The following is a 22,079-nucleotide window of genomic DNA, read 5'->3' as shown; positions in this document are numbered from 1 at the left end:
CGTGCACTAACTAGGATAACCAACCATCGTGTTGGCGCATTGTTTTATATAGAATATCCGTCATTTTTGTATACCCTGAATAATTTGGGTGAAAATGATCCGCCGGTGAGAGGTAATCATTTAATTCCCCCGTCGACCCACTGACCAGTGACTTTTCAATGGCCTTCCCGTCAAACGTGGTATTTTCATTGGCGGCCGCGTCCTTTGCCGCAAGTGCCGAGCGCTTTTTAACGGTGTTGTACTGCCCATATGACAAGGTTTCATTAATGTTCATAAAGTACAACTGTTTGTAACTGGCGGCCGCTGTCTGGGTGGTTTGGTTAAAGCTCTGAATGTACGTGTTCAGTTGCGTAATGTTTGCAAAGTAAACGTACACCGGATTATAGATCCCAAACAGAAAAATTGGTGCCTTGGGGTTTAGTTGGCGAACCTGCGTTAACAAGCTTTGCAATTTTGTTGCGTAGCCTTGTTGGGTCCGTTTCACAACCTGGTTCATTGCCGGAACGCTACTTTCACCGCTAATGGTTGCCGATTGCAGGCCTTGCATTAAATCATTACCGCCAACCGTCATTACGATCACGTTAGCATGCTTGATGCGGTTTTGCATCGTTGCCGACTTTGTTAACCGCGCCTGGATCTGATCAGACCGGTCGCCAGCCTTACCGTAATTATAGGTCGTGGCATCGACATCCGCCTTTTTGGTGAGCTGGGTCTTGATCTGACCAACATAGCCCCCCTGTTTGCGTTGGTCCCCGATTCCTTCCGTGAGGGAATCGCCCAACGCAACTAACGTGATTTTTTTACTGGTCTTAGGTTGCGTCTTTTTACTTGGTGCACTTTGCATCGGCTGCGGTTGTGACACTGCTGGTGCTTGAACAGCACCGGCCTGCTGACACAAGATGCCAAGCACCGTGAATAACACGATGACCGCCAGCCACGGCGCACCAATTCGTCGAAACAAATTCATTAATCCTCCCTCATCCCCGTCCATCTGAGGATGCCGTCAATCGTTACTTTCCCTACTAAAAAAGGTGAGACACGCTGTCCGCTAGGCCGTTATCCAGCACTACCGGGCTGCTGTCTCAACCCTGATGGTTCACGTATTCGTTAACTAATCTGTGTAGTACATGAGGGCAAAAGCCCCTTCACCAGCATGAGTGGCGATAATTGGAACCGTCTGAAGCACAACGACCTTGATGTCAGGGAATAACTCCTCAACGTGCGCGGCAATCTTTGCGGCCGTTTCTGGGGCGCCCGCATGAGCAACCCCGACACTAACGATGTGACCGGCCTTTTGCATTTCTGCATAAGCGTTGTCCAAAAATTTACTAATGGTCTTCATGCCGCGACCCTTAGTGGTCACTTCAATCTCACCGTTAATCACTTCTAAACCGATCTTGATGTTCAGTAAGTTTGACACCAAGCCAACCGCACGGCTGATTCGGCCACCAGCCACAAGGTTATCTAACTTGATAACCCCCATGAACAGCCGTGAGTGGTCCCGAACCTTGATCGTCTCAGCAACGATCTCGTCCACAGACGCGCCCGTTTCGGCCAGTTTTGCCGCTGCAAGAACCTGAAATGCCAAGCCGCGATCTGTTGTTTGTGAATCAACAACGGTAACATCCGCACTACTCATTTGAGCTGCCTGCCGGGCCGCCTCAACCGTTCCGGAAATTGACTTCATCATGTTGATACTAACAACTTTTGAACCGTCTTTGCCAAGTTCGTCGAACAGATCAACAAACTTCCCAAGTGGCGGCTGACTCGTCTTGGGGAGCGATTCAGCAGCACTCATTTTCGTCATAAATTCTTCTTTGGTGATGGTTTCCCGCTCAACGTAGACGGTCCCGTCAATCATCACTGACAATGGGACAATGGCGATATTATGTTGCTTGATCTCATCCTCCGTTAGCCCAGCTGATGAATCAGTCACAATTTTTACATTAGGCATAACAAGTAATCCCACGCTTTCTAAGATGTGGCCCACGTCGTAAAACATCGTGCTACAATGTAGACCATGAACCAATTAGTGTTACAAGTATACCAAATTATAACGCTAATTTCACCGGGACACTGGTTCTTTGCTAATTTTATCCCGGCAATTTAATACTTTATTTAGAGGAGTTGCTTTTATGGAACCAACCCGTTCACGAACGTACACCATTGTTAATGAGGTGTTCAATGCCATCACTCACGGTATCGGTTTTGGCCTTGCTGTGGCCGGCCTGGTTATTTTAATTGTTCAGGCCGTTCACTCAGGCTCCGCATTACGTGTGGTGACGTTTAGCATTTATGGGAGTATTTTAATCCTATTTTATTTATCGTCAACCCTATTTCATGCGCTGGTCTTCACCCGGGCCAAACATGTCTTCCAAGTTTTCGACCATAGTGCCATTTACCTGCTGATCGCCGGAACCTACACGCCGTACTGTCTCCTGGTCATTCAAGGGGGCCGTGGCTGGACCATTCTTGGCGTCATCTGGGCGATGGCGATTGTCGGGATCGTTTATAAATCAATCTGGCTTGGCCGCTTTAACATTGTCTCCACGGTTATTTATGTGATTATGGGGTGGATGTGCCTGTTTGCCTTTCCACAGTTGTACCACGGGCTTGGAATGACCGGCTTTTGGCTCCTTGTCTGGGGCGGAATTGCCTTTACGGTCGGTGCGGTTATCTACAGCTTCCGCCAGGTCCCGTTTGGCCACGTCATTTGGCACCTTTTCGTTATGCTAGGTTCCATTTTAATGTACTTTTCTGTTCTGTTATATGCCTAACGGTCGCAACAAAATAACGCCTGTTCATCAATGCAAAAATTGATGAACAGGCGTTATTTTTTATCACTAAATCCGGACATACGTTTCAAAGCGGTAGGCCCACGCATTTTTATCGTCAGCCTCATGGGGGGCCACGTGATCTAAGTGCCACTGATGAGGATCAACCGGCGGCATAATCGTGTCACCAGCAAACTGACCCGCAATCCGTGTCACCAGGAGACAATCAGCCTGCGACATTAACGCTGTATATAGGCCAACACCACCGATGACAAATAGCGCCTCATTGGCATGGGCCTTAATGTAGTCCTGCAAGGCCGCTAACGTCGCAACGACCGTTACCCCGGGTGTATCAACAGGCAACTGGCTAGAAAGCACCACATTTTTCCGGTGTGGCAACGGGCGCCCAATGGATTCAAACGTGGTCCGCCCCATCAGCACAGTGTGCCCCGTGGTGGTTGCCTTAAAAAAGGCGGCATCGGCTGGCAGGTGCCAGGGTAACTGGCCGTGATCACCAATCACATGGTTTTCCCCTTCCGCCCAAATCAATGTTAGCATGGTGCTGTCCCCCTTTAAACGGCAACCGGTGCCTTAATTGCTGGCAACGGGTTGTAATCCTTCAGCTTAATATCAGTCATTTCATAATCAAAAATACTGGTGGGTTCATCACTTAACCACAAAGTTGGTGCCGCTTGTGGTGTTCGACCCAGTTGTTCAGCAACCTGCGTTTGATGATTCAAGTAGATGTGGGCATCGCCTAACGTATGCACAAACTCACCAACGGCGAGGCCGCATTCCTTGGCCACCATGGACGTTAATAAGGCATAGCTCGCAATGTTAAACGGCACACCAAGGAAAATGTCACCAGAGCGTTGGTATAACTGACAAGACAGTTTTCCGTCCGCAACATAAAACTGGAACAGTGTGTGACACGGTGGCAACGCCATTGTGGGCACATCCTCAGGGTTCCAGGCTGAAACAATGAGGCGTCTAGAATCAGGCGTTTGTTTGATCATGTCGATCACGTTGGCCAGTTGATCGATGCCTTCGCCGGTGGACGTGTGCCAGTGCCGCCACTGGGCCCCGTACACCTGGCCCAGCTCACCAAAACGGGCGGCAAAGTCGTCATCCGTTAAAATTTGATCATCAAACCGGTTCATTTCAACCTGATAAACATCATTAAACGCGGGGTCAACAAGGTGACGCCGACCAAAATCCGTCATGTCAGGGCCGGTGTATGCTGAACTGTTAACGTACCGTTGAAATGCCCATTCATCCCAAATGTGATTGCGATGTTCCAGCAGGTAGCGAATGTTTGTGTCGCCATGTAAGAACCACAGCAATTCACTTTTGATTAGGCCAAACGGCACCTTTTTGGTGGTTAATAATGGGAACCCCTCACTGAGGTCAAACCGCATTTGGGCCCCAAATAATGACTTTGTTCCGGTTCCTGTCCGGTCAGTTTTAATGTTCCCGTGTTCATAGACGTCCCGTTCTAACTGGAGATATGCGTCTTCTAACATGCCCAAGCTTCCTTTCACGTCTCAGTGTTTAAACGTATTGCCCAAGATAGTCCCAGCGTTCCATTGCCTCGGTCAAAGCTTGATCCGTGGTTTCCAGTTCACGCTGTAAGTCGGCTAACTTGCCGTAATCCGTCCCGCTTTCGTTCATTGCGGCAGCAATTTCTTCTTTATGTGCTTCAAGGGCATCAATTTTTGCTTCGATTCCGTCCCACTCTTTTTGCTCTGCATAAGTTAATTTATGTTTTGCTTGGGGTTCATCAGCGGGTTGCGCCGTAGTTGTCGGTGCTGATGGTGTTTTTTTGGGTGCTTTCGCGGCTGTTTGAATCCGGTCCAAATAATGACTGAACCGCCCATTAAACCGCTCGATTTTGCCATTACCGTCAAAAATCAACAGTTGGTCCGCAACTTTATCCAAGAAGTACCGATCATGAGAAACGGTGATCACGGTGCCGGCAAACTGACTCAAATAGTCTTCCAACACCGTTAACGTTCCGATGTCTAAATCATTTGTTGGTTCATCCAGGAACAAAACGTTGGGCTGACCCATCAACAATTTCAATAGGTAAAGTCGCCGCTTTTCACCACCGGATAGTTTCCGAATTAGGGTGCCGTGCATAAACCGTGGAAAGAGAAATTGTTCCAACAGGTTCGTTGTACTAATTTCATTTCCGTTTTTATCCGTCACCGTTTCCGCCACTTCATTCAGGTAGCTGATGACCCGTTTATCACCAGGAATGGGTTCCGTTTGTTGCGTATAGTACGCCAATTTAACGGTTTCGCCCACTGTGATCGTGCCACTATCTACGGGAATCCGTTGGGCCAACGCGTTTAGTAAACTTGATTTCCCGGCGCCATTGTCCCCCGTTATTCCGATCCGGTCATTGGCCTGAATCAGGAGATTGAAGTCGTCTAAAATCTTGTGGCCGCCAAGCGTTAAGTTCGCATGCTCTGCAATGATGACCTTTTTCCCTAAGCGCTGCTGCCCTAACGCGATGTCGACGTCGTGACCAACCTGGAGCGTGTTGAGGTTTTCCTTTAAGTCGTTAAAGTGGTTGACCCGCGCCTGCTGCTTAGTGCCCCGGGCGTGTGGCGACGTTCGCATCCAGGCCAGTTCCTTTTTATACAGCTGCGTTTGCTTCCGGTCTGCTTCCACTTCATGTTCGACAAGCACTGCCTTTTGCTCAACAAAGCTTTGGTAATTTCCTTGATATTCACGAAGTTCCCCAAATGAGAGTTCAAAAATTCGGGTCGCCACGGCATCTAAAAAGTATCGATCATGGGTTACGACGATCACCGCACCACGGTAACTGGCGAGGTACTTTTCTAACCACGTGATGGAATCAAAGTCGAGGTGGTTCGTGGGTTCATCCAGCAGGAGTAAATCTGGTGCTTGGATCAACACTTGGGCTAACCCCACCCGCTTTCGCTGGCCACCAGACAACGTTTTAACGGACTGCTCTAAATCTGTGATGTGCAGTTGTGTCAAAATCGTCTTGACGTTACTTTCGGCCAACCAGGCATCTTCCTGGTTCATTTTAGCTTCGGCGTGGGTGTAACGGTTCAATGCATTTTCGTCTTCTGGGTGAGCCCCGTAATTTGCTAATGCTTGTTCGTACTCCCGGATGGTTTTAAACACCGGTTGGGCGCCGGCGAAAACGGCTTCCAGAACGGATAGCGTTTCATCTAGTTCCGGAAGTTGTTTGAGGTAGCTGATGCGATAGTCATTAGGGGTGTCAATGACCCCGGAGTCTTGCGGGTCAATGCCTGCAAGTGTATTGAGAAGGGATGTTTTTCCACTTCCATTGGTTCCAATCAACCCGATCCGGTCCGTTTCCCCCACTAAAAAGGAGGTGTTGTTAAACAGGGTTTTCTCACCATACGTTCGGGTTAAATTTTCTGCGCGTAACGTTTGCATATTGTCTCGTTTCTCTCAAAGAGTCATTTATTTCTGATCATTATCATCGGCCAAGATGGTTGTTTGAATGTAGTCCATCAACGCTTCATGGTCGTTAGTCACCTTTTCCATTAAAACAGCATCAAGGGCGGCATCAAGGGTTGTCCCAATTTCCGGACCTGGTGCAATGTTGAGGGTTTTAATGAGGTCGGCACCGGTCACAGCCAAGTCGTGCTTGTCGTGAATCGGTAGCGCTTCATACGCCGTCGTCCATTGCTGCTCATCTGCTGGGCCATACCCACTTTGCTGGGCCACATGTGTCCCGGAGACAATTGTCGGCGCCGTCATTGCAAACAAAAGCTGGCGAGTAACCCCGTTATACTGTTGGGCGTACACTAAATGTAACGCCAAATTAACACTGTGAATGATGTGATTAGCGGTCTTCCAGGCCTGCAAAAAGTCAATCAGGTCAGGATAAGATAGTCCCAAATGAAGAGCCACCATCGTCCAAACCTCCACTTCGTCAGTCATCGCTAACTGCGGTAAGGTCGCAATCGTTGATAGATCAATGGTGTGGCCGATTAATCCCGGACAGTAATCAGCCAGCTTGGTTTGGATCATCAAGCTTAGGCCCTTATGAGCGGAGCGCCCCGTCATCATCTTCACGAACTCTTCGTGGATGCGTTCCACAGCAATCTGGCTAAGTAAATGAGCGTGATCGGCAATGGCTTTTTGGGTGGCCGATTCAATTGTGAAATCCAGTTGACTGGCAAACCGCACGGCGCGCATCATGCGAAGGGCATCCTCACCAAAACGTTCTTCAGGATCGCCAACAGCGCGGATAATCCCCGCCTTTAAATCAGCCAACCCGTCAAACAGGTCCACAACGGTCCCGTCCTGTTTCAATGCCAGGGCATTAATGGTGAAATCGCGGCGCTTTAAATCATCCTCTAAGTGACGAACAAACGTCACTTCATCCGGACGGCGGTAATCTTGGTAACCAGATTCTGTTCGAAACGTGGTCGTTTCATAGCCGGTGCCATGGTCTAAAATCATGACCGTCCCGTGATCAATTCCGGTATCCACGGTTCGGTTAAACAGCGATTTAACTTCTTCCGGGTAGGCACTCGTGGCAATGTCCACATCGTGAATGGGCTTGCCTAAAATGGTGTCCCGCACGGAGCCACCCACAAAGTAGGCTTCATAACCGGCTTCCTCTAACGTAGTTAAAATTGGCTGGGCGCCAACGAATTCCTCTGGTAATTGTGCCAAACGCATGCGGCTTCCTCCCGTAATCGATTTATTATTACCCATCATAGCAGAAATATCGCTAACTGACACTATGGCTAATTCCCTGTTGGTCTGCTATCTTTAATGATAAACAGACTAAATTAACACGAAAGACTGAGGAATATTATGCGACAAGACGAAGCTATGCGCGTTCGTGATTTTATCTTTATCACGTGTGGGGCAGCTTTATACGCCTTTGGGTTGATTTATGTCAACGTCATCAACCGATTAGCTGACGGTGGTGTGGCCGGAATTTCCCTTATTTTGCGGGCATTACTTCATTGGAACCCCGCCTACACCACGTTTGCGATCAACATCCCCTTACTTCTGATTGGTTGGCGCTTATTAGGCCGTCGTTCATTCATTTACACCGTGTTTGGAATCACCATGTTATCGGTTTGGTTGTGGATCTGGCAACACGTCCCCATCAGCATTGACATTCATCATGATCTGTTCATCGCCGGAGCACTGGCCGGTGTGACTGGTGGTTTTGGGTGCGGATTAGTGTATCGTTCTGGTGGGACCCTTGGTGGAACGGACATTATCGCCCGCATTTTTGAAAAGGAACGTGGCGTGCCGATGGGCCGAAGTTTGCTCGTCCAGGACGTCTTGGTTCTTGCAGCTTCATTGGTCTACATTGACGTTGTTCACATGATGTACACCCTGCTGTGCTCCTTTGTCTTCACCCAGATTGTTAACTTCACTCAGTCTGGTGCTTACGCAGCCCGCGCCATTATGATCAGTAGTCAAAAGAATGCTGATATTGCCGACGCCATCATTGCTGAGCTCCAACGGGGGGTAACCTACTTACATGCTGAGGGTGGGTTCACGAATCAACCACAAAAAATGTTGTACTGTGTCGTAAGCCCGCGCGAAGTTCAAACGCTTCGCCGCATTGTTGAACGGATCGACGACCATGCGTTTATGTCCATCATTCCAATTCAAGAAAACATTGGTGAGGGCTTCACCTACAAAGTCGTTAAACGACGGTCACTTTTTTAATCACATTCATTAATTTTTGGAGGCATTATGACAACACCCAAGCAACCTGAAACAGATTGGCTAGATGAACTTGGCGAGCTTGTCGAAGACGGTCAATTGCACTTTTATACGCGCCTCACCCTCCTCTTGATCAGTAAAGGGTACACACCAGCAGACTTTTTAGCGCCCGCCTTTGATCAAACAATGGCATTGATCACCTGGCGTCCGTTTGAAAAACAATTCATGCGGTCGTTTAAGCGGTTCATTGCGCCATTGCAAGCTAAGCAGTCCGGAACTTTTCTTCAAGAAACGGGGCAAACGGTCAGCCGCCTTACTCAAGCCGACCTTCAGCAAGTCCTCGATCATGATCAAGTACGCGTCACATTTTCACTAACACTCGCTGACTTAGAAGCCGACTACCAAGCAAATTAGCGAAATCAAAGAGAGCCTACCTTGTTTTCAATCACGAAAACAAAGCAGGCTCTTTTTAGTTGGTTATATCATTTTTCACCATCAGTCAGTGCCACGGCCGCTGCGTGGATGTGTTGCACGGCGTTGACCAATAACGCATTCCGATTCGAAACATTGTCTGCCCAGCCTGTTCCAGAATCGCCAAATGACTAATCTTGCCGGAAGAAGCCACCGTTTCTAAATTTTAGTTGTCATTCCCGTGTCATTATAAACAGTTATTCCTTACATTAGTATGCTTATAAGCTGATATTATCTAGTTAACAAGACTGAAAGGATTTTGCTCATTATGACGCAACTACCGATTGACGTGTTTGCACACGTCCTCGCTCCCAATTTTTACCAGAAAATGTTAGCCATTGACCCCAGCATTCCCGAAAAGGCCCCCTACGTTAATGCACCGGCCTTAACGGACATGCAGTTTCGCCACGACCACATGCAAGTCCAAACGCAACAGATCATTAGCATGATGAACCTTAACCCGGAAGACTTTACTGATCCACAGACAGCGTTTGACCTGTGTACTTTTGGTAACGCGGAATTGGAAACACTCGTTACCACTCATCCCGATCAGTTTATTGGTGCAGTTGCCATGCTGCCCCTCAATAATCCTGATGGTGTCACAAGCATTATGCGGACAATTGCGACCCAGCCATATTTACTAGGCATCCAACTCTTCACCCGGGCTCTCGGTGAATCCATTGCTGACCCCGCCTACGATTACATCTTCAAACTGGCGAACAAATTGAGCTTACCCATTTGGCTCCACCCGGTGTTTGATGACCGGAAACCGGATAACAACATCGTCTTCAGCTGGGAATACGAGCTTTCCTTAGCCATGCAGCAACTAGTCAGTGCGGGGATTTTTGAACGGTACCCCGCCTTAAAAATCATCGTCCATCATGCTGGCGCCATGGTGCCCTTTTTTTCAGGCCGTATCAATGCCATTCTTCCCGCAGACCAGGCGGCAGCCTTCCATCAGTTTTACGTTGATACGGCCATTCTTGGGAATCCAACGGCACTCAAACTCACGGTTGAATTCTTTGGCGCAGACCACGTGTTCTTTGGAACTGACGCACCTCTAGGCCTACCACCGGTTGGGGCCAGTCAAGAAATCATTGAGGCCATTACAACCATGACCGCCGACGTAACGTTGCAAAAGCAAATTCTGTTTAAAAACGCCCAGGCGCTTTCAAACCACTAAGAGGCCAGCAGACTTTATGGCTAAACAACACCTCTTTGGCGCACCACGGAAAATTACGCAACAGATTCAAGACCGGAAAATTTCCTGGCTCGAACTGTTTTCTGACTTAGTGTACGTCGTCATTATTCACAGCATTACCGTTGGCTTTGGGGAGCACCTCAACTGGCCGGGGCTGGCCACTTTTTTAATTCTCTTTTACTTAATTTTCAATAGCTGGAATAATCTGGTCATCTACTTTGACCTCCACGGGAACGGCAGTATTCGGGTCATCGCCCTGACCATGGCGCAGATCGTCCTTGTCGCGCTGCTGGCTGGCAGTGTCACCACCGCCTTTGCTGGTCACTTTACGCCAACCGCCGTTGTCTATTGTTTAATTCAGCTGCTGTTCATGTACATGTGGTGGACGACTGCTCGGTATGATCCGGCCCACATGCTGACCACCGGGCCCTATTTCATCGCCTACGCTGTCGGCTTGGTCTTCTTTCTGCTAGTTCCACTAGCACCGACGGCGGGGCTTCAACAGGTCGCCATGGCCATTGCCATCTTCATCGATATGTTCGCCTTAACGTTTGAAAGTGCCAACTTTAACCGCGAATTTACAGAACGGAAAATTCCGTTTCAACTATCGTCTTCGCTGCTTGAGCGTTACGGACAGTTCACAATGATTATTCTTGGTGAATCCCTGGCCAACCTCATTGAGCTATTCGATGAGGGATTATCCTTTCCCAAGATTGGCCTTTTTTTACTCCTCATCGTCAGCACAATTACCGTCTGGTGGCTGTACTACTCGCTCATGAGCAACGTTGAGGTTCATGCCAGTAATTATCAAGGCCTAGCGATTTTTCGCGGAATGCACATTAATTTCATTCTGTTTTTGACACTGGGCTGCTTTTTCCTGATGGAGTTGGCACACTCACAAGCGACAATCATCAAATCAGGTTATCTAATTAGCCTTGTCCTAACTTTAGGGACGCTGACCCTCATGGTTCTTCGGCACCAGCGGAATAGAACCTCAACCACCGAAATAATCATCAGCGGCGGTTTGGTCTTTCTCATTTGTGTTATCAGTTTCTTCTTGCCGAAGATCCTCATGCTCATTTTAATTGACCTTGCCTTAATTGGTGCGTGTGTTTACCGTGAATACAATGTTTTATCACGTCACACGCTAAAGGTGCCCTAAACTCACCAAACGTTTTATTCAAAGTTCGTTTAAAAAGACGCGCTCAGATTATCGGAAACCTATCCGACATCTGAGCGCGTTTACTTTTTCATTAACTTAATTTTTAGTAGCCTTGATCCTCGTAATCTTCAAGGGCCGCCGCCATTTCCTGATCATCAGGTGCTAATTGAAGGTACCGACGTAACAATGCCACAGCGGTCTCCACTTGGCCCTGTTCACGGTAAAAGTAGAAGGCAGGCTTCAAAAAGTCCACGTTGGTTTCAAAGTATGGCTGCGCCGCATCATAATACTGCGTGGCTAACTCCCACTCCTCTAAGCGCGTGTAAGACACGGCAAGGTTCCAGTACACCTGTGGGTCCACCTGGTTGTTTTGAACATACTGCGTGGCCAAATCAACATTTTCCACGTCCTTATGTGCCTGGACGTAGAGATTACTCAGTTGCAGCATTAACGTCTGGTTATCAGGATCTAAGGCGAGTCCCCGTTTGAAGTAATCTTCAGCGTCGGCTGGATCATTCAACCGTAACGCCAGACTCGCCGCTTGACCAAAGAGGTCCTGATTGTATTCGTCAACGCTTAACCCTTGTTGAGCAACCTTGTAGGCCTCTTCAAGCCGGTTTTCATCGGTTAGTGCGTGAGCAAGATACGGATAAACGGACGCATAGGAAGGGTCCTCCTCCAGGAGTGCTTCAAACGCCGCAATGGCCTTTTGATTATCCTTCAACTGCGTGTACACAAACCCCATTTGGAAGCGAACGTCTGGTGTCATGTCCGCCGTATGAATCTGTTCCAGGTACGCCACTGCTTGTTCAAACTTACCCGCATTTGCGTAGGCAACTCCGATCCGTGAAACGAGGTCCACTTCTTCCATCTTAGGAATTCCCCGTTTGATGAGCGTCAGGTAATACTCAATCGCCTGCTGATAAGCACGCATCATGAAGTAAAATTCCCCCAGTGCAAAGAGCACAACCGGTTCATCTGGCGCAATCTTTGCCGCGGTCAGCAGCTTTTGTTCGCTGACTTCAAACAGTTCTTCAGATTGATATAAATCCGCTTGAACCAGGAGACTTTGCAAATAAGCTGGTGATGTTGGTTGAATGGCCTCTAAATAGGCCGTCGCAGCATCCAGATCATTTTCATCAATGGCAATATCGGCTAAACTGGTGCGCAACTCATCTTCATCAGGATAGCTTTCCAGCAACCGTTCATAGATTCGTTGGGCCTTCTTATTAAATCCCAGTCCGTATAATTGTTCCGCCAAATTGTACAGTGTCTCGTCATCATCCTTGCGCAATGCCCACGCATACAACTTATTGGCTTCGTCCACCTGCCCACTTTGTAAAGCGTCTAACATCTGCTCCGCATAACTGGTTTCGTTCATTACCGTCACCTTCCCGTTCATTGTCGACATATTATTCTACGCCAATCAGCCACTAAGCGCTAGCAGATTGCTTTATTCCGAATTTAAGGTAAAGAAAAAGACCCGAACGAATTCGGGTCTTTACCAATTAAGTAATGAATTACTTAACGGCATCCTTCAAAGCTTTACCTGGCTTGAATGCAGGTACCTTGCTTGCTGGGATTTCGATTTCTTGCCCAGTTTGTGGGTTACGGCCCTTACGAGCAGCGCGTGAGCGTACTTCGAAGTTACCGAAACCGATCAATTGAACTTTGTCGCCATCAGCTAAGCTCTTTTGAACTGAAGCAAAAACTGCATCAACTGCAGCGGTTGCGTCCTTCTTGGTTAAACCAGTTGCAACTGCAACGTCGTTAACTAATTGTGCTTTGTTTGCCATGTGAGATTTCACCTCCGGATTTGGGCTTAGACGTTTTATTAAAACATCTAGTGGCCATCTCTGAGTGGTCCAGAAATGGCGAAACAATAACGGAAACCGCATCATTTCAACATTTAATTTACCACACGGGTTCGCTTTGAACAAGCTAAAACAGGCATTTTTCCCTGTTAAATCAATGTTTCAGAGCATTTTCATCGTTTTTTTTATAAAACGGCATTAAATTGAGCAAAAACGACTACTTTCGTTGCCGCGCAATAAGGTGGATCGGTGTCCCTGTAAAGTCGAAGGCCTTCCGAATTTGGTTTTCTAAGAACCGTGAATATGAGAAATGAAGCAATTCAGGGTCGTTAACAAACAGCACAAAGGTCGGTGGCTGGATGGCCACTTGCGTCACATAGTAAACACGTAACCGCCGACCGTTTTGGGTTGGCGTCGGTGTTGTCGCAATTGCATCCGTGATGACATCGTTCAGTGTCGATGATTGGATCCGCTTGCGGTGGTTTTCGTTGACCTGTTTGATCAGATCTGGCAACTTGTTCAACCGTTGCCGTGTCTTCGCAGAAACGAACACGATCGGTGCGTAATCAAGGTACTGGAATTCTTCCCGAATCTGCGCCTCAAAGTTGGCCATCGTGTAGTCATCCTTTTCCAAGGTGTCCCACTTGTTAACCACGATAATGATTGCTCGTCCCGCTTCATGAGCGTAACCAGCAACGTGCTTATCCTGTTCGCGAATTCCTTCCTCAGCGTTTAACACGACCAGGACAACGTCACTCTTGTCGATGGCGCTCATGGCCCGCATCACTGAGTACCGTTCGGTGTTTTCATACACCTTTCCCCGTTTCCGGAGTCCGGCCGTGTCGACCATGGTAAAGACGTCACCGTCTGGATCAGTAAACTGCGTGTTAATGGCATCCCGCGTCGTCCCGGAAACATCTGAAACGATCACCCGGTCTTCACCAAGTAAGGCGTTAACAATGGATGATTTCCCAACGTTAGGCCGCCCAATAAGGCTGAAACGAATGGTATCGTCCTCTTCATTTTCAGCATCTGCTGGAAATTCCTTAACAACGGCGTCCAGTAAGTCACCCAGACCCGTTCCGTGAGCCCCAGAAATCGGGTGCGGATCGCCGAATCCGAGACTGTAAAAGTCATAAATTTCCTGACGCTGTTCCGGGTTATCAGCCTTGTTTACCGCCAATAAAACGGGTTTATCCGCGCGGTATAAAATTTTAGCAACCTGTTCATCTTCGTCCGTGACCCCTTCAGGTGCACTGGCTAAAAAGATGATGACATCTGCTTCATCAATCGCAATTTCAGCTTGTTCAGTAATTTGAACGCTAAATGGTTGATCTGAGAGGTCAATCCCCCCCGTATCGATCAAGTTAAAATGGCGGCCAAGCCATTCTGCAGAAGAATAGATCCGGTCACGTGTTACACCAGGTGTATCTTCCACGATGGAAATCCGATCGCCGACTAACCGGTTAAAGATGGTTGATTTTCCGACGTTTGGTCTGCCGACAATGGCAACTGTTGGATTTGGCATGGTGTCCTCCTTTTGATTAAGTCATTTTTATTTGTTAATGGAATCAATAAGCTCGTTTCAGTTTACGCAATCCATAAGCGAAGCGCAACTAAAATCCGCCAGTGGTTCCGACGAAAAAAGGTTCCCCCACATGATGGAGGAACCTTCAATCAGGTTTTAAGCTTACTTGTTCAGATCGTCGCCAGTCAAGTCACCGATCGTAAAGCCGCTGTCATCATCGCTGGAGTAATTTTGAACATCAGAACGGGAAGCGTTCCGTTGGTCTTCTTCAGCATCGTTGTTGTCAGCTTGTGGCTTTTCTTCAAGAGCCTTAATTGACAAACCAAGCCGTTGTTGGGCAGGGTCAACGTTCAGAACCTTAACTTGAACTGCTTGGCCAACCTTCAAAACATCGTTAGGCGTTGCAATGTGTTCGTGTGAGATTTGAGAAATGTGAACCAAACCTTCAACACCAGGGAACACTTCAACAAAGGCACCAAAGTCTGTTAAACGGCGAACCGTTCCATCCAAGACAGCACCAACTGGGGCCTTGTCTTCGATGTCATCCCAAGGACCAGGTTGTGTTTGCTTCAATGATAATGAAATCCGTTGACGATCTGCATCGACGTTCAGAACCTTCACGTTGATGGTTTCGCCAACCTTCAAGACATCGCTTGGCTTGTTGACGTGGTCGTATGAGATTTCGGAAACGTGAACTAAGCCGTCCACACCACCAAGGTCAACGAAAGCACCGAAGTCCGTCATGCGGGCAACTGTTCCTTCAATAACATCACCGGCAGCCAAGTTTTCGAATAATTCTGCCCGCTTAGCCTTGTTTTCTGATTCAACAATGGCACGGTGTGACAAGATCAAACGGTTTTCACTTGGTTCGATTTCAACGATCTTAAATGCTAATTCTTGACCCTTGAATTGGTTTAAGTCTTCAACATAATGGTCAGAAACCATTGATGCAGGAACAAATCCACGAACACCAGCGTCAACAACTAATCCACCCTTAACAACTTGTGTAACCGTTGCTTCTAAGGTGTCGCCACTCTTGTATTCTTTTTCGATGTTATCCCATGCTTTACGGGCTTCCAAACGACGTTGTGACAGTAAGTAGCTCCCGCCTTCTTTGTCGTTACCGATGCGTGAAATGACAACTAAGTCCAGTTCGTCACCAACACTCAATGAATCTGCATCTGCAGTTAATTCTTTAACTGGTACGACACCTTCAACACCTGTGTCGCCGATTCCAACAATTGCTTGTCGGTCGTCATCAATGGCCAAAACTTCACCCTTAACGACGTCGCCAATGTTAACTTGGCCCGCGTTGTTTAACGCATCTAATAATTCTTTGTTGTCTTCGTTCTCGCTCATGAAAAAAATCCTCCTAGTGACAATATCTATTTAACATCATAATCGAAAGTGCACTGAATTACCAGCAAATACGACTAACCTTGACGATTTAAATATTTATTAACCATCTCGGCAATGGTCGCCACCACCTGATCGATGGATAACGATGTAGTATCAACCAACTGCGCGTCTTTCGCTTGCGTCAGTGGTGACGTCTCACGGTGTGAATCTTTATAGTCACGCGCCGCGATTTCTTGCTCTAACGTTGCAAGTGAAACGTCCATGCCCATCGCTTGATTTTCCTTAAACCGCCGTTGGGCACGTTCGGCCACGCTGGCAACCAGGAAAATCTTCACTTGGGCATCTGGTAAAACGGTGGTGCCAATGTCACGACCGTCCATGACAATGCCACCTGCTGAAGCAATGGTCTGCATTTGGGCAGTCAATGCTGCCCGAACCTTGGGCAGTGCGGCAATCGTTGAGACATTGTTCGTGACGTCGTCTTCGCGAATGGCACGGGTAACGTCCACATCCCCCGCAAAAACGAGTTGATCTGGTTTGCCGGGTGCAAACCGAATTGGTGTTGCAACAACAATTGCCATCACTGCCGCTTCATCCGTTAAGTCCACCTGTTGGTCCATTGCGGCCCAGGTAATGGCCCGGTACATGGCACCTGTGTCGAGGTACACATACCCATACTTAGCAGCAACTAACTTTGCTACTGTGCTTTTGCCTGCTGATGCAGGACCATCAATGGCAATTTGAATGCCCTTTGTGGTGGAATTCCCCATTACTTTCACTCCCAAACTTCTTTTTGAACCTAAGTTATTATACCGAATCACGGTTTAAAAAACGAGGCCTAAGCGCCGCTTTAACGCAATTCTAACGAATTAAACCGTTTCGACGATCTTATCGGGCCCTTTTAGCTGACGATTTTCATCATTCGGTGCACTCACGCGTTCTTTTTGGCGGCTGCTGAAGCAAATAAAAAAGTTGACCGCCCAACCGGACAGCCAACTTCGCTAAATGGGCAAGCGATGACGCATCTCTTACTGATCACTTTGTTCCAGACCCTTGATTTTGGCGTAAACCTCATTTGCAGTTACCGCCTCTTCATACACAATGTGATGGTGCCGCAATTGCTCGAAGAATTGGCGGTGGGTGTTCACAATCTGCTCATCACCCACCCGTTTATTTTCGGCCTTCGTCTCCACCAATAAATAGACTGCTTGTTTGTTCTCATCTTCAATCACGTACACAAAGTCTGGCGTTGTTGTTCCACCAGTATACTTCGGAACCTGAATGGCACGTCTTGGAAGTTTCCCAAAAGCTGTCACCTTGGCGTCATACCCGTAGGTAAGCAGCTCCCTTTCAGGATGAACTGAATCATACCGCATGGGCGGCATTTCGTATAACTGCCGCGTTTGATCCCCCAAAGCTTGGTTGTCTTCGTTAACACCAATGGCCTCGGCAGAAACATCGGTTTTAAACGTGTCCGCCTTCGCGTCATACACCGAGGTGCTGGCTTGAAAAGCCAACGCCTGATATTCAAACGCTTGCGCATACTTCTCGGCAAAGCAAACTTTGAACTGTCGGGCCAAATTACTTAGCGTTAATTCATTTAAATAACGTGTATCTGAGTTATACACATTCTTTAAAACTGGCACTAACGCCCGGTGAAGGATTGCAACCGGTAGCTTAGTGCTGTCCGATAGCTTACGCAAAAATAACCCATAAGGCATTCCCGGTAGCGGTTGCCTTATGTTCTCCGCCACCGTTTGTTCCTTTGCCTGTAACAATTCATCTTCATCACTCGCATAAAGTTCACCCCGGGTAAACTCAGGGGATTGCAGAACAAATGCGTCGTGACCCTGCATTGTTTCGTTAACCATTGCTTGCAGGGCATCATCTGAAATTGGCCTAAACTTCAGCATAAACCGTTGTGAAAACGTCTGCCACAAAGCGCGCATTCGGTTCCAGTTGTCTTGATTTAATGCGACCCGTTGTTTTGATTGTGGCCCGTTCGTCGTGATTTTATCATGCTTAACGAGGCTCACTTCACGCAACACCGGATACAGCTCAAGTAACTTAGCGAACCCGCCAGGCTCAAAGTCACGATTCTGTTTGATGATTTCTGAAGCCCGCAGCGTTTCAAGCAACGTCGCTTCGTCTGGCGCCAACTGTTTTTCAACAATGAGGTCAATCATTTCAGCCGTTAATTTGTCACTGAATCCGGTAAGTGCTGTGTCGCTATTGACTTCATTTACCAGTTTTTGGGCAAAATCCCGTTCGTCATAACCGATTAAAAAGCGTAACCGACTCGGCAACTCAGACTGCAAAAGGCGGTGGCCATTTTCATCAACGGGTAGCCGGAGCCCCCGACCCACTTCTTGCAGCTTTGACGTTTCGGACCCCGACGTTCGCAGTTTAGCGATCACAAAAACATTCGGATTGTCCCAACCTTCACGCAGCGTCCATTTAGAAAACAGAAAGCGGCGGGTATTCCAATGGCCGTTGTCATCCTTGAAGGACAACAGTTTTTCTTTGTTGACCAAAATGTCATCGACTTCTTTTTGAATCCCTTCGTCACCGCTACCACGGTCTTCACCAAAGTAGCCGGCATGAACATCTGTCGTTAGATTGGCCAGCGTTGCCTGTAAAAATGACAGGTACTCACGCTCACGCGGCTGGGTTTTCGCTCGATACGTTTGAATGAGGTCAGTCAGTTTCTGGTTAAGCAATTTTTCAAAGAGGTCTTTCAACCAGGCGTGTTCACCAGAATCACCACGATAGGACCGAATGGAATCAATGAAAAACAGTGAGAGCGTTTTAACCTTTGCTTGGTTGTCATTTTCACGCATGAAATTCGTGATTTCAGCAGCAAAGTGATGGTCGATTGCTTCACGAATGATCATCTCTTGGTAAGACGCCGTCATTGTTGCTGGTAAAAACGTCATCCCTTTTTCAAGTTCTAGGCCGTTCGATAAAACTTTGCCGCCCTCATAGGTGATGTTCCCGTCAAAGCCAAGATCATCGCCAACGCCCACCGTTCGTAGCGTTGGCCCCTGCTTCAAAACCAGCGTTTTTGCCTTCACAGAATCAACGACCCACTTATCCGCGGCCGCTGCTTTCGAAACGTTCGGATAGTAGATGTCAATGGCCTTGACCAGCCCGTGGTTAAAGGCATCCACAGCATTCAGGTTAAACTGCGGTTCGTTTCGGTAATAGTCCTTAAGCAACTGGGCGTTTTTCCCCCGGCCAACCTTAACCTCTGGAAACGTTGCGCCCAGCCGAATGATTGACTGTGGTTTCAGCAATTCAACGGCCTGATAGAACGCCTTCCCCCGCGGAAAACGGTGGGGTTCGTCCATAAGAACCACGGGGCGCGTGGCAACAATTGCGTCGATTGGGGTGGTCCATCCCGAAAGAAGCGTTTGATCATAGGCTTTCGTCAGCGACTTTGATGCCAGCATTCCCGCGTTGATCAACAAAACTTCGATCGTATTTTGATTCAACCGCGAGCCTTCAACAAAATCGATCAATTGTGCCGGCATGTTGCTACGGCCTGATTTAGCCTTGAAATCGCCGGCATTGATGACGTTTAAATTAACGTTGACATTCTCATAAAATTGACCAAAATGCCGTTTTGCATAGTCAGCGGTGATGAAGTTTTTCCAACCCGCTTTGATGGCAGGACTCGGCACCACGACAACAAATTTAAACAGGCCAAAGCGGCGGTGCAATTCATACATCGTCCGAACGCCAACGTACGTTTTCCCGGTACCGGTTTCCATTTTCACATCAATGTTTGCCACATCTTCGCCGGCATGCGTCACGGTTGGGTTGGCGTAAACGTCAGCATCACGGGAACCGTTTGGCTGTTCATCCAGCCCCGGAAAGCTGGCCATGATGGCTGCCAATGCTTTTTCTTGATGAGGTAATTCATCTAGCGTTATTTTCATGCTAGTACCTCACTTGTAAATTAACGCTAACGTCCAGTTGTTTCAGCGCTAATTCAAGCTCCCGGCGGTGTTCCATCGCCAGTTCGTAACCGTAAACAACAACACTTTGAACGGTTAATTGGTTTGTGCCAATTTCATTAACAAGCGCTTTCGTCGCGTCCGTATTCCAATCCTTATTGATGATGTAAATTCTGGAATCATTCACGTAAGCCACACTAGCATGCCCAAATTGACGTGTTTTGATTGGCGTATCAAAAGTGTACCCATCCGCCAAGAGCCACGTGTTCAAAATGGTCTCATTGCCCGCACTGCCCCCGGGCACCCCCAAGCGAGCACTTGAAAACGGGGTGATCATGTCGTCAAATAAATTCAATTCAATGTCATCGTGAAATTCGATTTCATCCAGTGAATCAACGTTGGGTTGTACCACATGGTAATGCTTAAAGCCAGTGGCATCGCCAATTGCGTCAGCGGCCTTTTCAATCCGAGCGCACGAGATCTCATCAATGGTCTTGTAGCCAGCTTTTGCCGCAACACTGTCATCCTGTAATGGTTCCGGTAGCTGCGCCAAAATGTAGTGCCGCTGCCCACCATCGGCCTTGTTGAGTTGCATGACCGCATCCGCCGTCGTGGCTGAACCCGCAAAGAAGTCCAAAACAAGTGCATCCTTAGGCACAAATTTGAGCATCCGTTCAATTGGTGCAACTAATTTTGGTGTATCGAATGGCACAAAGCCAAACAACTTGCGCAGTTCACTGGAATTACCGATCAACAGATCCGTCCAGTTTGAATTTAGGAGCGTTTCATCGGTCGCCGGGATGTAATGCTCCGGCTTGCCTGTGCTTGATAACCGGAGTAAATCAACCGGCTGATCCTGTTTTTTTATCCAGGTATCGATTTGTTCATTGGTAATGTCACTGGTCGTTGCCCCCAAATCTTGCAGAAGCTGCTGATAATTCTCAGCACCCTTGTCACTTCGTTCTTTACTCCACCGCCATTGCCCGCGTTCCGGGGTGATGCCAAACAAGGCGTACCTCATGGTCGGCCGGTCCGTCCCACGCCAGTGATTATTCCACGTCCCCTCGCGTTTATCCGTCAGTTTTTTAAACTGGGCGGGGAAACGACTGTTACCATCCTTGGCATATAGCAAAACATACTCGTAATCCTGACCAAGTTTATCCCAGGTTTCAAACTGGGCCTGGACAGACTTTGCGCCACGGCGGACAGCTAACACATTTTTAAAGCTCCCCTCGCCAAAAATTTCGTCCATTAACAGCTTCAGGTTTGCTTGTTCATTATCATCAATGGAGATAAAAATCAGGCCGCTATCCTTCAAAAGTTTCTTTGCTAAATAAAGCCGTGGATACATAAATGCCAGCCACGCAGAATGAGTTGCCTTTCCCTGAATGCTTTTAAGACGGCTGAGCTCATCATCGTTTAAGCCGAACATCTCCTGAAGTTTGGCATCATCATACTCAAAGTAATCAGGATAAACGAAGCCATCAGTCCCTGTATTGTACGGTGGATCAATGTAAATAAAGTCCACCGCGTTGGCGTACGCATTTTGCAAATGGCGTAAAACTTCTAAATTGTCACCCGTGAAAAAGAGGTTCTTGGAATCTTTATTCTCCGTCTTAGCATTATGCTTGGTGTCCGCAACAATCACCGTTTCAGGTCGTTCACCGGCCTGTTTTTTAGCATAATTTTTTCCGATAAAATCGAGTTGATAGCCTGACGAAAGTTCATTAACGTTACTTTCCTTGAGGCTCTGCTTAAATTTTTCAAGGTCGAAGCCGCCTGGAGCAGTCACATTGCCGTCATCATCCACCGTTTCAGGCACAAAATACGCCGGCAATTTTTCTTGAAGTTCTGCCATAAAGGCTGAGTTTGAATTGACGTGCTTATTAAAGTCCGCATTGTCCCTTAACATTTATGCCACCGCCCTTCTGGCAGCGACATCGTGCAAAATTCCGATGAAAGTTTTCGGAATTTTAAGAAAAAGCATCTTGTAATTATAAGAAATATATGTCCAACGCAACTTGAGTTGAGTTGAGTTGAGTTGAGTTGAGTTGAGTTGAGTTGAGTTGAGTTGAGTTGAGTTGAGTTGAGTTGAGTTGAGAGAT

Annotated in this window: 19 protein-coding genes; 5 read left to right on the top strand and 14 right to left on the bottom strand. The window is 47.7% G+C overall.

Translation table 11 applies throughout. The features are described from left to right. Positions 1 to 10: 10 nt before the first annotated feature. A complete protein-coding gene (locus ACKTR5_RS07350) occupies positions 11 to 967 on the bottom strand; it encodes an SGNH/GDSL hydrolase family protein (protein WP_407880412.1) in 957 nt (318 codons plus the stop codon). 144 nt (positions 968 to 1,111) lie between these two features. Beyond that, entirely contained in the window at positions 1,112 to 1,954 is an 843-nt protein-coding gene (locus ACKTR5_RS07345) for a DegV family protein (RefSeq protein ID WP_407880411.1), read from the bottom strand. Positions 1,955 to 2,135: 181 nt separating this feature from the next. Here ACKTR5_RS07345 and trhA point away from each other — a divergent pair, with 181 nt between their 5' ends. After that, complete coding sequence (gene trhA, locus ACKTR5_RS07340; protein WP_407880410.1) at positions 2,136 to 2,777, top strand: PAQR family membrane homeostasis protein TrhA; 642 nt, start codon at positions 2,136 to 2,138, stop codon at positions 2,775 to 2,777. A 66-nt stretch (positions 2,778 to 2,843) separates the two neighbouring features. On the opposite strand, the gene ACKTR5_RS07335 is transcribed toward trhA, so the two are convergent. From ACKTR5_RS07335 to ACKTR5_RS07320, 4 genes are read right to left on the bottom strand one after another with little or no spacing between them, the layout of a single operon-like run. After that, entirely contained in the window at positions 2,844 to 3,332 is a 489-nt protein-coding gene (locus tag ACKTR5_RS07335) for a dihydrofolate reductase (RefSeq protein WP_407880409.1), read from the bottom strand. 14 nt (positions 3,333 to 3,346) lie between these two features. After that, positions 3,347 to 4,297, bottom strand: a complete 951-nt coding sequence (locus tag ACKTR5_RS07330) for a thymidylate synthase (protein ID WP_407880408.1) — start codon at positions 4,295 to 4,297, stop codon at positions 3,347 to 3,349. Between the two features lie 28 nt (positions 4,298 to 4,325). Beyond that, complete coding sequence (locus ACKTR5_RS07325; protein WP_407880407.1) at positions 4,326 to 6,212, bottom strand: ABC-F family ATP-binding cassette domain-containing protein; 1,887 nt, start codon at positions 6,210 to 6,212, stop codon at positions 4,326 to 4,328. 27 nt (positions 6,213 to 6,239) lie between these two features. Continuing rightward, the gene (locus ACKTR5_RS07320) at positions 6,240 to 7,469 is read right to left on the bottom strand and encodes a CCA tRNA nucleotidyltransferase (RefSeq protein ID WP_407880406.1); all 1,230 of its coding nucleotides are present in this window, start codon (positions 7,467 to 7,469) and stop codon (positions 6,240 to 6,242) included. Positions 7,470 to 7,607: 138 nt separating this feature from the next. Here ACKTR5_RS07320 and ACKTR5_RS07315 point away from each other — a divergent pair, with 138 nt between their 5' ends. The 4 genes from ACKTR5_RS07315 (at position 7,608) to ACKTR5_RS07300 (ending at position 11,314) form a co-directional block, all read left to right on the top strand. Then, complete coding sequence (locus ACKTR5_RS07315; protein ID WP_407880404.1) at positions 7,608 to 8,483, top strand: YitT family protein; 876 nt, start codon at positions 7,608 to 7,610, stop codon at positions 8,481 to 8,483. Between the two features lie 27 nt (positions 8,484 to 8,510). Further along, complete coding sequence (locus ACKTR5_RS07310) at positions 8,511 to 8,894, top strand: hypothetical protein (RefSeq protein ID WP_407880402.1); 384 nt, start codon at positions 8,511 to 8,513, stop codon at positions 8,892 to 8,894. Between the two features lie 325 nt (positions 8,895 to 9,219). After that, positions 9,220 to 10,134, top strand: a complete 915-nt coding sequence (locus ACKTR5_RS07305; RefSeq protein ID WP_407880400.1) for an amidohydrolase family protein — start codon at positions 9,220 to 9,222, stop codon at positions 10,132 to 10,134. A 16-nt stretch (positions 10,135 to 10,150) separates the two neighbouring features. Next, positions 10,151 to 11,314, top strand: a complete 1,164-nt coding sequence (locus ACKTR5_RS07300; protein ID WP_407880398.1) for a low temperature requirement protein A — start codon at positions 10,151 to 10,153, stop codon at positions 11,312 to 11,314. A gap of 103 nt (positions 11,315 to 11,417) precedes the next feature. Here ACKTR5_RS07300 and ACKTR5_RS07295 read toward each other — a convergent pair whose 3' ends face one another. From ACKTR5_RS07295 to ACKTR5_RS07260, 8 genes are all read right to left on the bottom strand, one after another. Continuing rightward, a complete protein-coding gene (locus tag ACKTR5_RS07295; protein WP_407880396.1) occupies positions 11,418 to 12,725 on the bottom strand; it encodes a tetratricopeptide repeat protein in 1,308 nt (435 codons plus the stop codon). 109 nt (positions 12,726 to 12,834) lie between these two features. Then, positions 12,835 to 13,110, bottom strand: a complete 276-nt coding sequence (locus ACKTR5_RS07290) for an HU family DNA-binding protein (protein WP_407880394.1) — start codon at positions 13,108 to 13,110, stop codon at positions 12,835 to 12,837. 235 nt (positions 13,111 to 13,345) lie between these two features. Then, on the bottom strand, positions 13,346 to 14,656 hold the full coding sequence (gene der, locus ACKTR5_RS07285) for a ribosome biogenesis GTPase Der (RefSeq protein WP_407880393.1): 1,311 nt from the start codon (positions 14,654 to 14,656) through the stop codon (positions 13,346 to 13,348). A 162-nt stretch (positions 14,657 to 14,818) separates the two neighbouring features. Beyond that, on the bottom strand, positions 14,819 to 16,015 hold the full coding sequence (gene rpsA, locus ACKTR5_RS07280; protein ID WP_407880391.1) for a 30S ribosomal protein S1: 1,197 nt from the start codon (positions 16,013 to 16,015) through the stop codon (positions 14,819 to 14,821). A 74-nt stretch (positions 16,016 to 16,089) separates the two neighbouring features. Then, complete coding sequence (cmk, locus tag ACKTR5_RS07275) at positions 16,090 to 16,785, bottom strand: (d)CMP kinase (RefSeq protein ID WP_407880389.1); 696 nt, start codon at positions 16,783 to 16,785, stop codon at positions 16,090 to 16,092. Positions 16,786 to 17,043: 258 nt separating this feature from the next. Further along, positions 17,044 to 19,956: a type III restriction-modification system endonuclease gene (locus ACKTR5_RS07270; RefSeq protein WP_407880388.1), complete on the bottom strand. Its 2,913-nt coding sequence runs from the start codon at positions 19,954 to 19,956 to the stop codon at positions 17,044 to 17,046. A 1-nt stretch (position 19,957) separates the two neighbouring features. Then, entirely contained in the window at positions 19,958 to 21,886 is a 1,929-nt protein-coding gene (locus tag ACKTR5_RS07265) for a site-specific DNA-methyltransferase (RefSeq protein WP_407880386.1), read from the bottom strand. Next, the coding region (locus ACKTR5_RS07260; RefSeq protein WP_407880384.1) for a hypothetical protein at positions 21,887 to 22,079 on the bottom strand (193 nt) is incomplete at its 5' end.

Source organism: Furfurilactobacillus entadae (assembly GCF_045862745.1).
Lineage (GTDB): Bacteria > Bacillota > Bacilli > Lactobacillales > Lactobacillaceae > Furfurilactobacillus > Furfurilactobacillus entadae.
The sequence above is the reverse complement of the archived record's forward strand: the minus strand, read 5'-3'. Positions and strand labels throughout refer to the sequence as shown.

Bases quoted from the DNA above. Each gene is read 5' to 3' on its own strand.
- der (WP_407880393.1), bottom strand. From the start codon at position 14,656: ATGCCAAATCCAACAGTTGCCATTGTCGGCAGACCAAACGTCGGAAAA.
- ACKTR5_RS07325 (WP_407880407.1), bottom strand. From the start codon at position 6,212: ATGCAAACGTTACGCGCAGAAAATTTAACCCGAACGTATGGTGAGAAA.
- ACKTR5_RS07290 (WP_407880394.1), bottom strand. From the start codon at position 13,110: ATGGCAAACAAAGCACAATTAGTTAACGACGTTGCAGTTGCAACTGGT.
- rpsA (WP_407880391.1), bottom strand. From the start codon at position 16,015: ATGAGCGAGAACGAAGACAACAAAGAATTATTAGATGCGTTAAACAAC.
- cmk (WP_407880389.1), bottom strand. From the start codon at position 16,785: ATGGGGAATTCCACCACAAAGGGCATTCAAATTGCCATTGATGGTCCT.
- ACKTR5_RS07300 (WP_407880398.1), top strand. From the start codon at position 10,151: ATGGCTAAACAACACCTCTTTGGCGCACCACGGAAAATTACGCAACAG.
- ACKTR5_RS07265 (WP_407880386.1), bottom strand. From the start codon at position 21,886: ATGTTAAGGGACAATGCGGACTTTAATAAGCACGTCAATTCAAACTCA.
- ACKTR5_RS07315 (WP_407880404.1), top strand. From the start codon at position 7,608: ATGCGACAAGACGAAGCTATGCGCGTTCGTGATTTTATCTTTATCACG.
- ACKTR5_RS07335 (WP_407880409.1), bottom strand. From the start codon at position 3,332: ATGCTAACATTGATTTGGGCGGAAGGGGAAAACCATGTGATTGGTGAT.
- ACKTR5_RS07345 (WP_407880411.1), bottom strand. From the start codon at position 1,954: ATGCCTAATGTAAAAATTGTGACTGATTCATCAGCTGGGCTAACGGAG.
- ACKTR5_RS07295 (WP_407880396.1), bottom strand. From the start codon at position 12,725: ATGTCGACAATGAACGGGAAGGTGACGGTAATGAACGAAACCAGTTAT.
- ACKTR5_RS07310 (WP_407880402.1), top strand. From the start codon at position 8,511: ATGACAACACCCAAGCAACCTGAAACAGATTGGCTAGATGAACTTGGC.
- ACKTR5_RS07305 (WP_407880400.1), top strand. From the start codon at position 9,220: ATGACGCAACTACCGATTGACGTGTTTGCACACGTCCTCGCTCCCAAT.
- ACKTR5_RS07270 (WP_407880388.1), bottom strand. From the start codon at position 19,956: ATGAAAATAACGCTAGATGAATTACCTCATCAAGAAAAAGCATTGGCA.
- trhA (WP_407880410.1), top strand. From the start codon at position 2,136: ATGGAACCAACCCGTTCACGAACGTACACCATTGTTAATGAGGTGTTC.
- ACKTR5_RS07330 (WP_407880408.1), bottom strand. From the start codon at position 4,297: ATGTTAGAAGACGCATATCTCCAGTTAGAACGGGACGTCTATGAACAC.
- ACKTR5_RS07320 (WP_407880406.1), bottom strand. From the start codon at position 7,469: ATGCGTTTGGCACAATTACCAGAGGAATTCGTTGGCGCCCAGCCAATT.
- ACKTR5_RS07350 (WP_407880412.1), bottom strand. From the start codon at position 967: ATGAATTTGTTTCGACGAATTGGTGCGCCGTGGCTGGCGGTCATCGTG.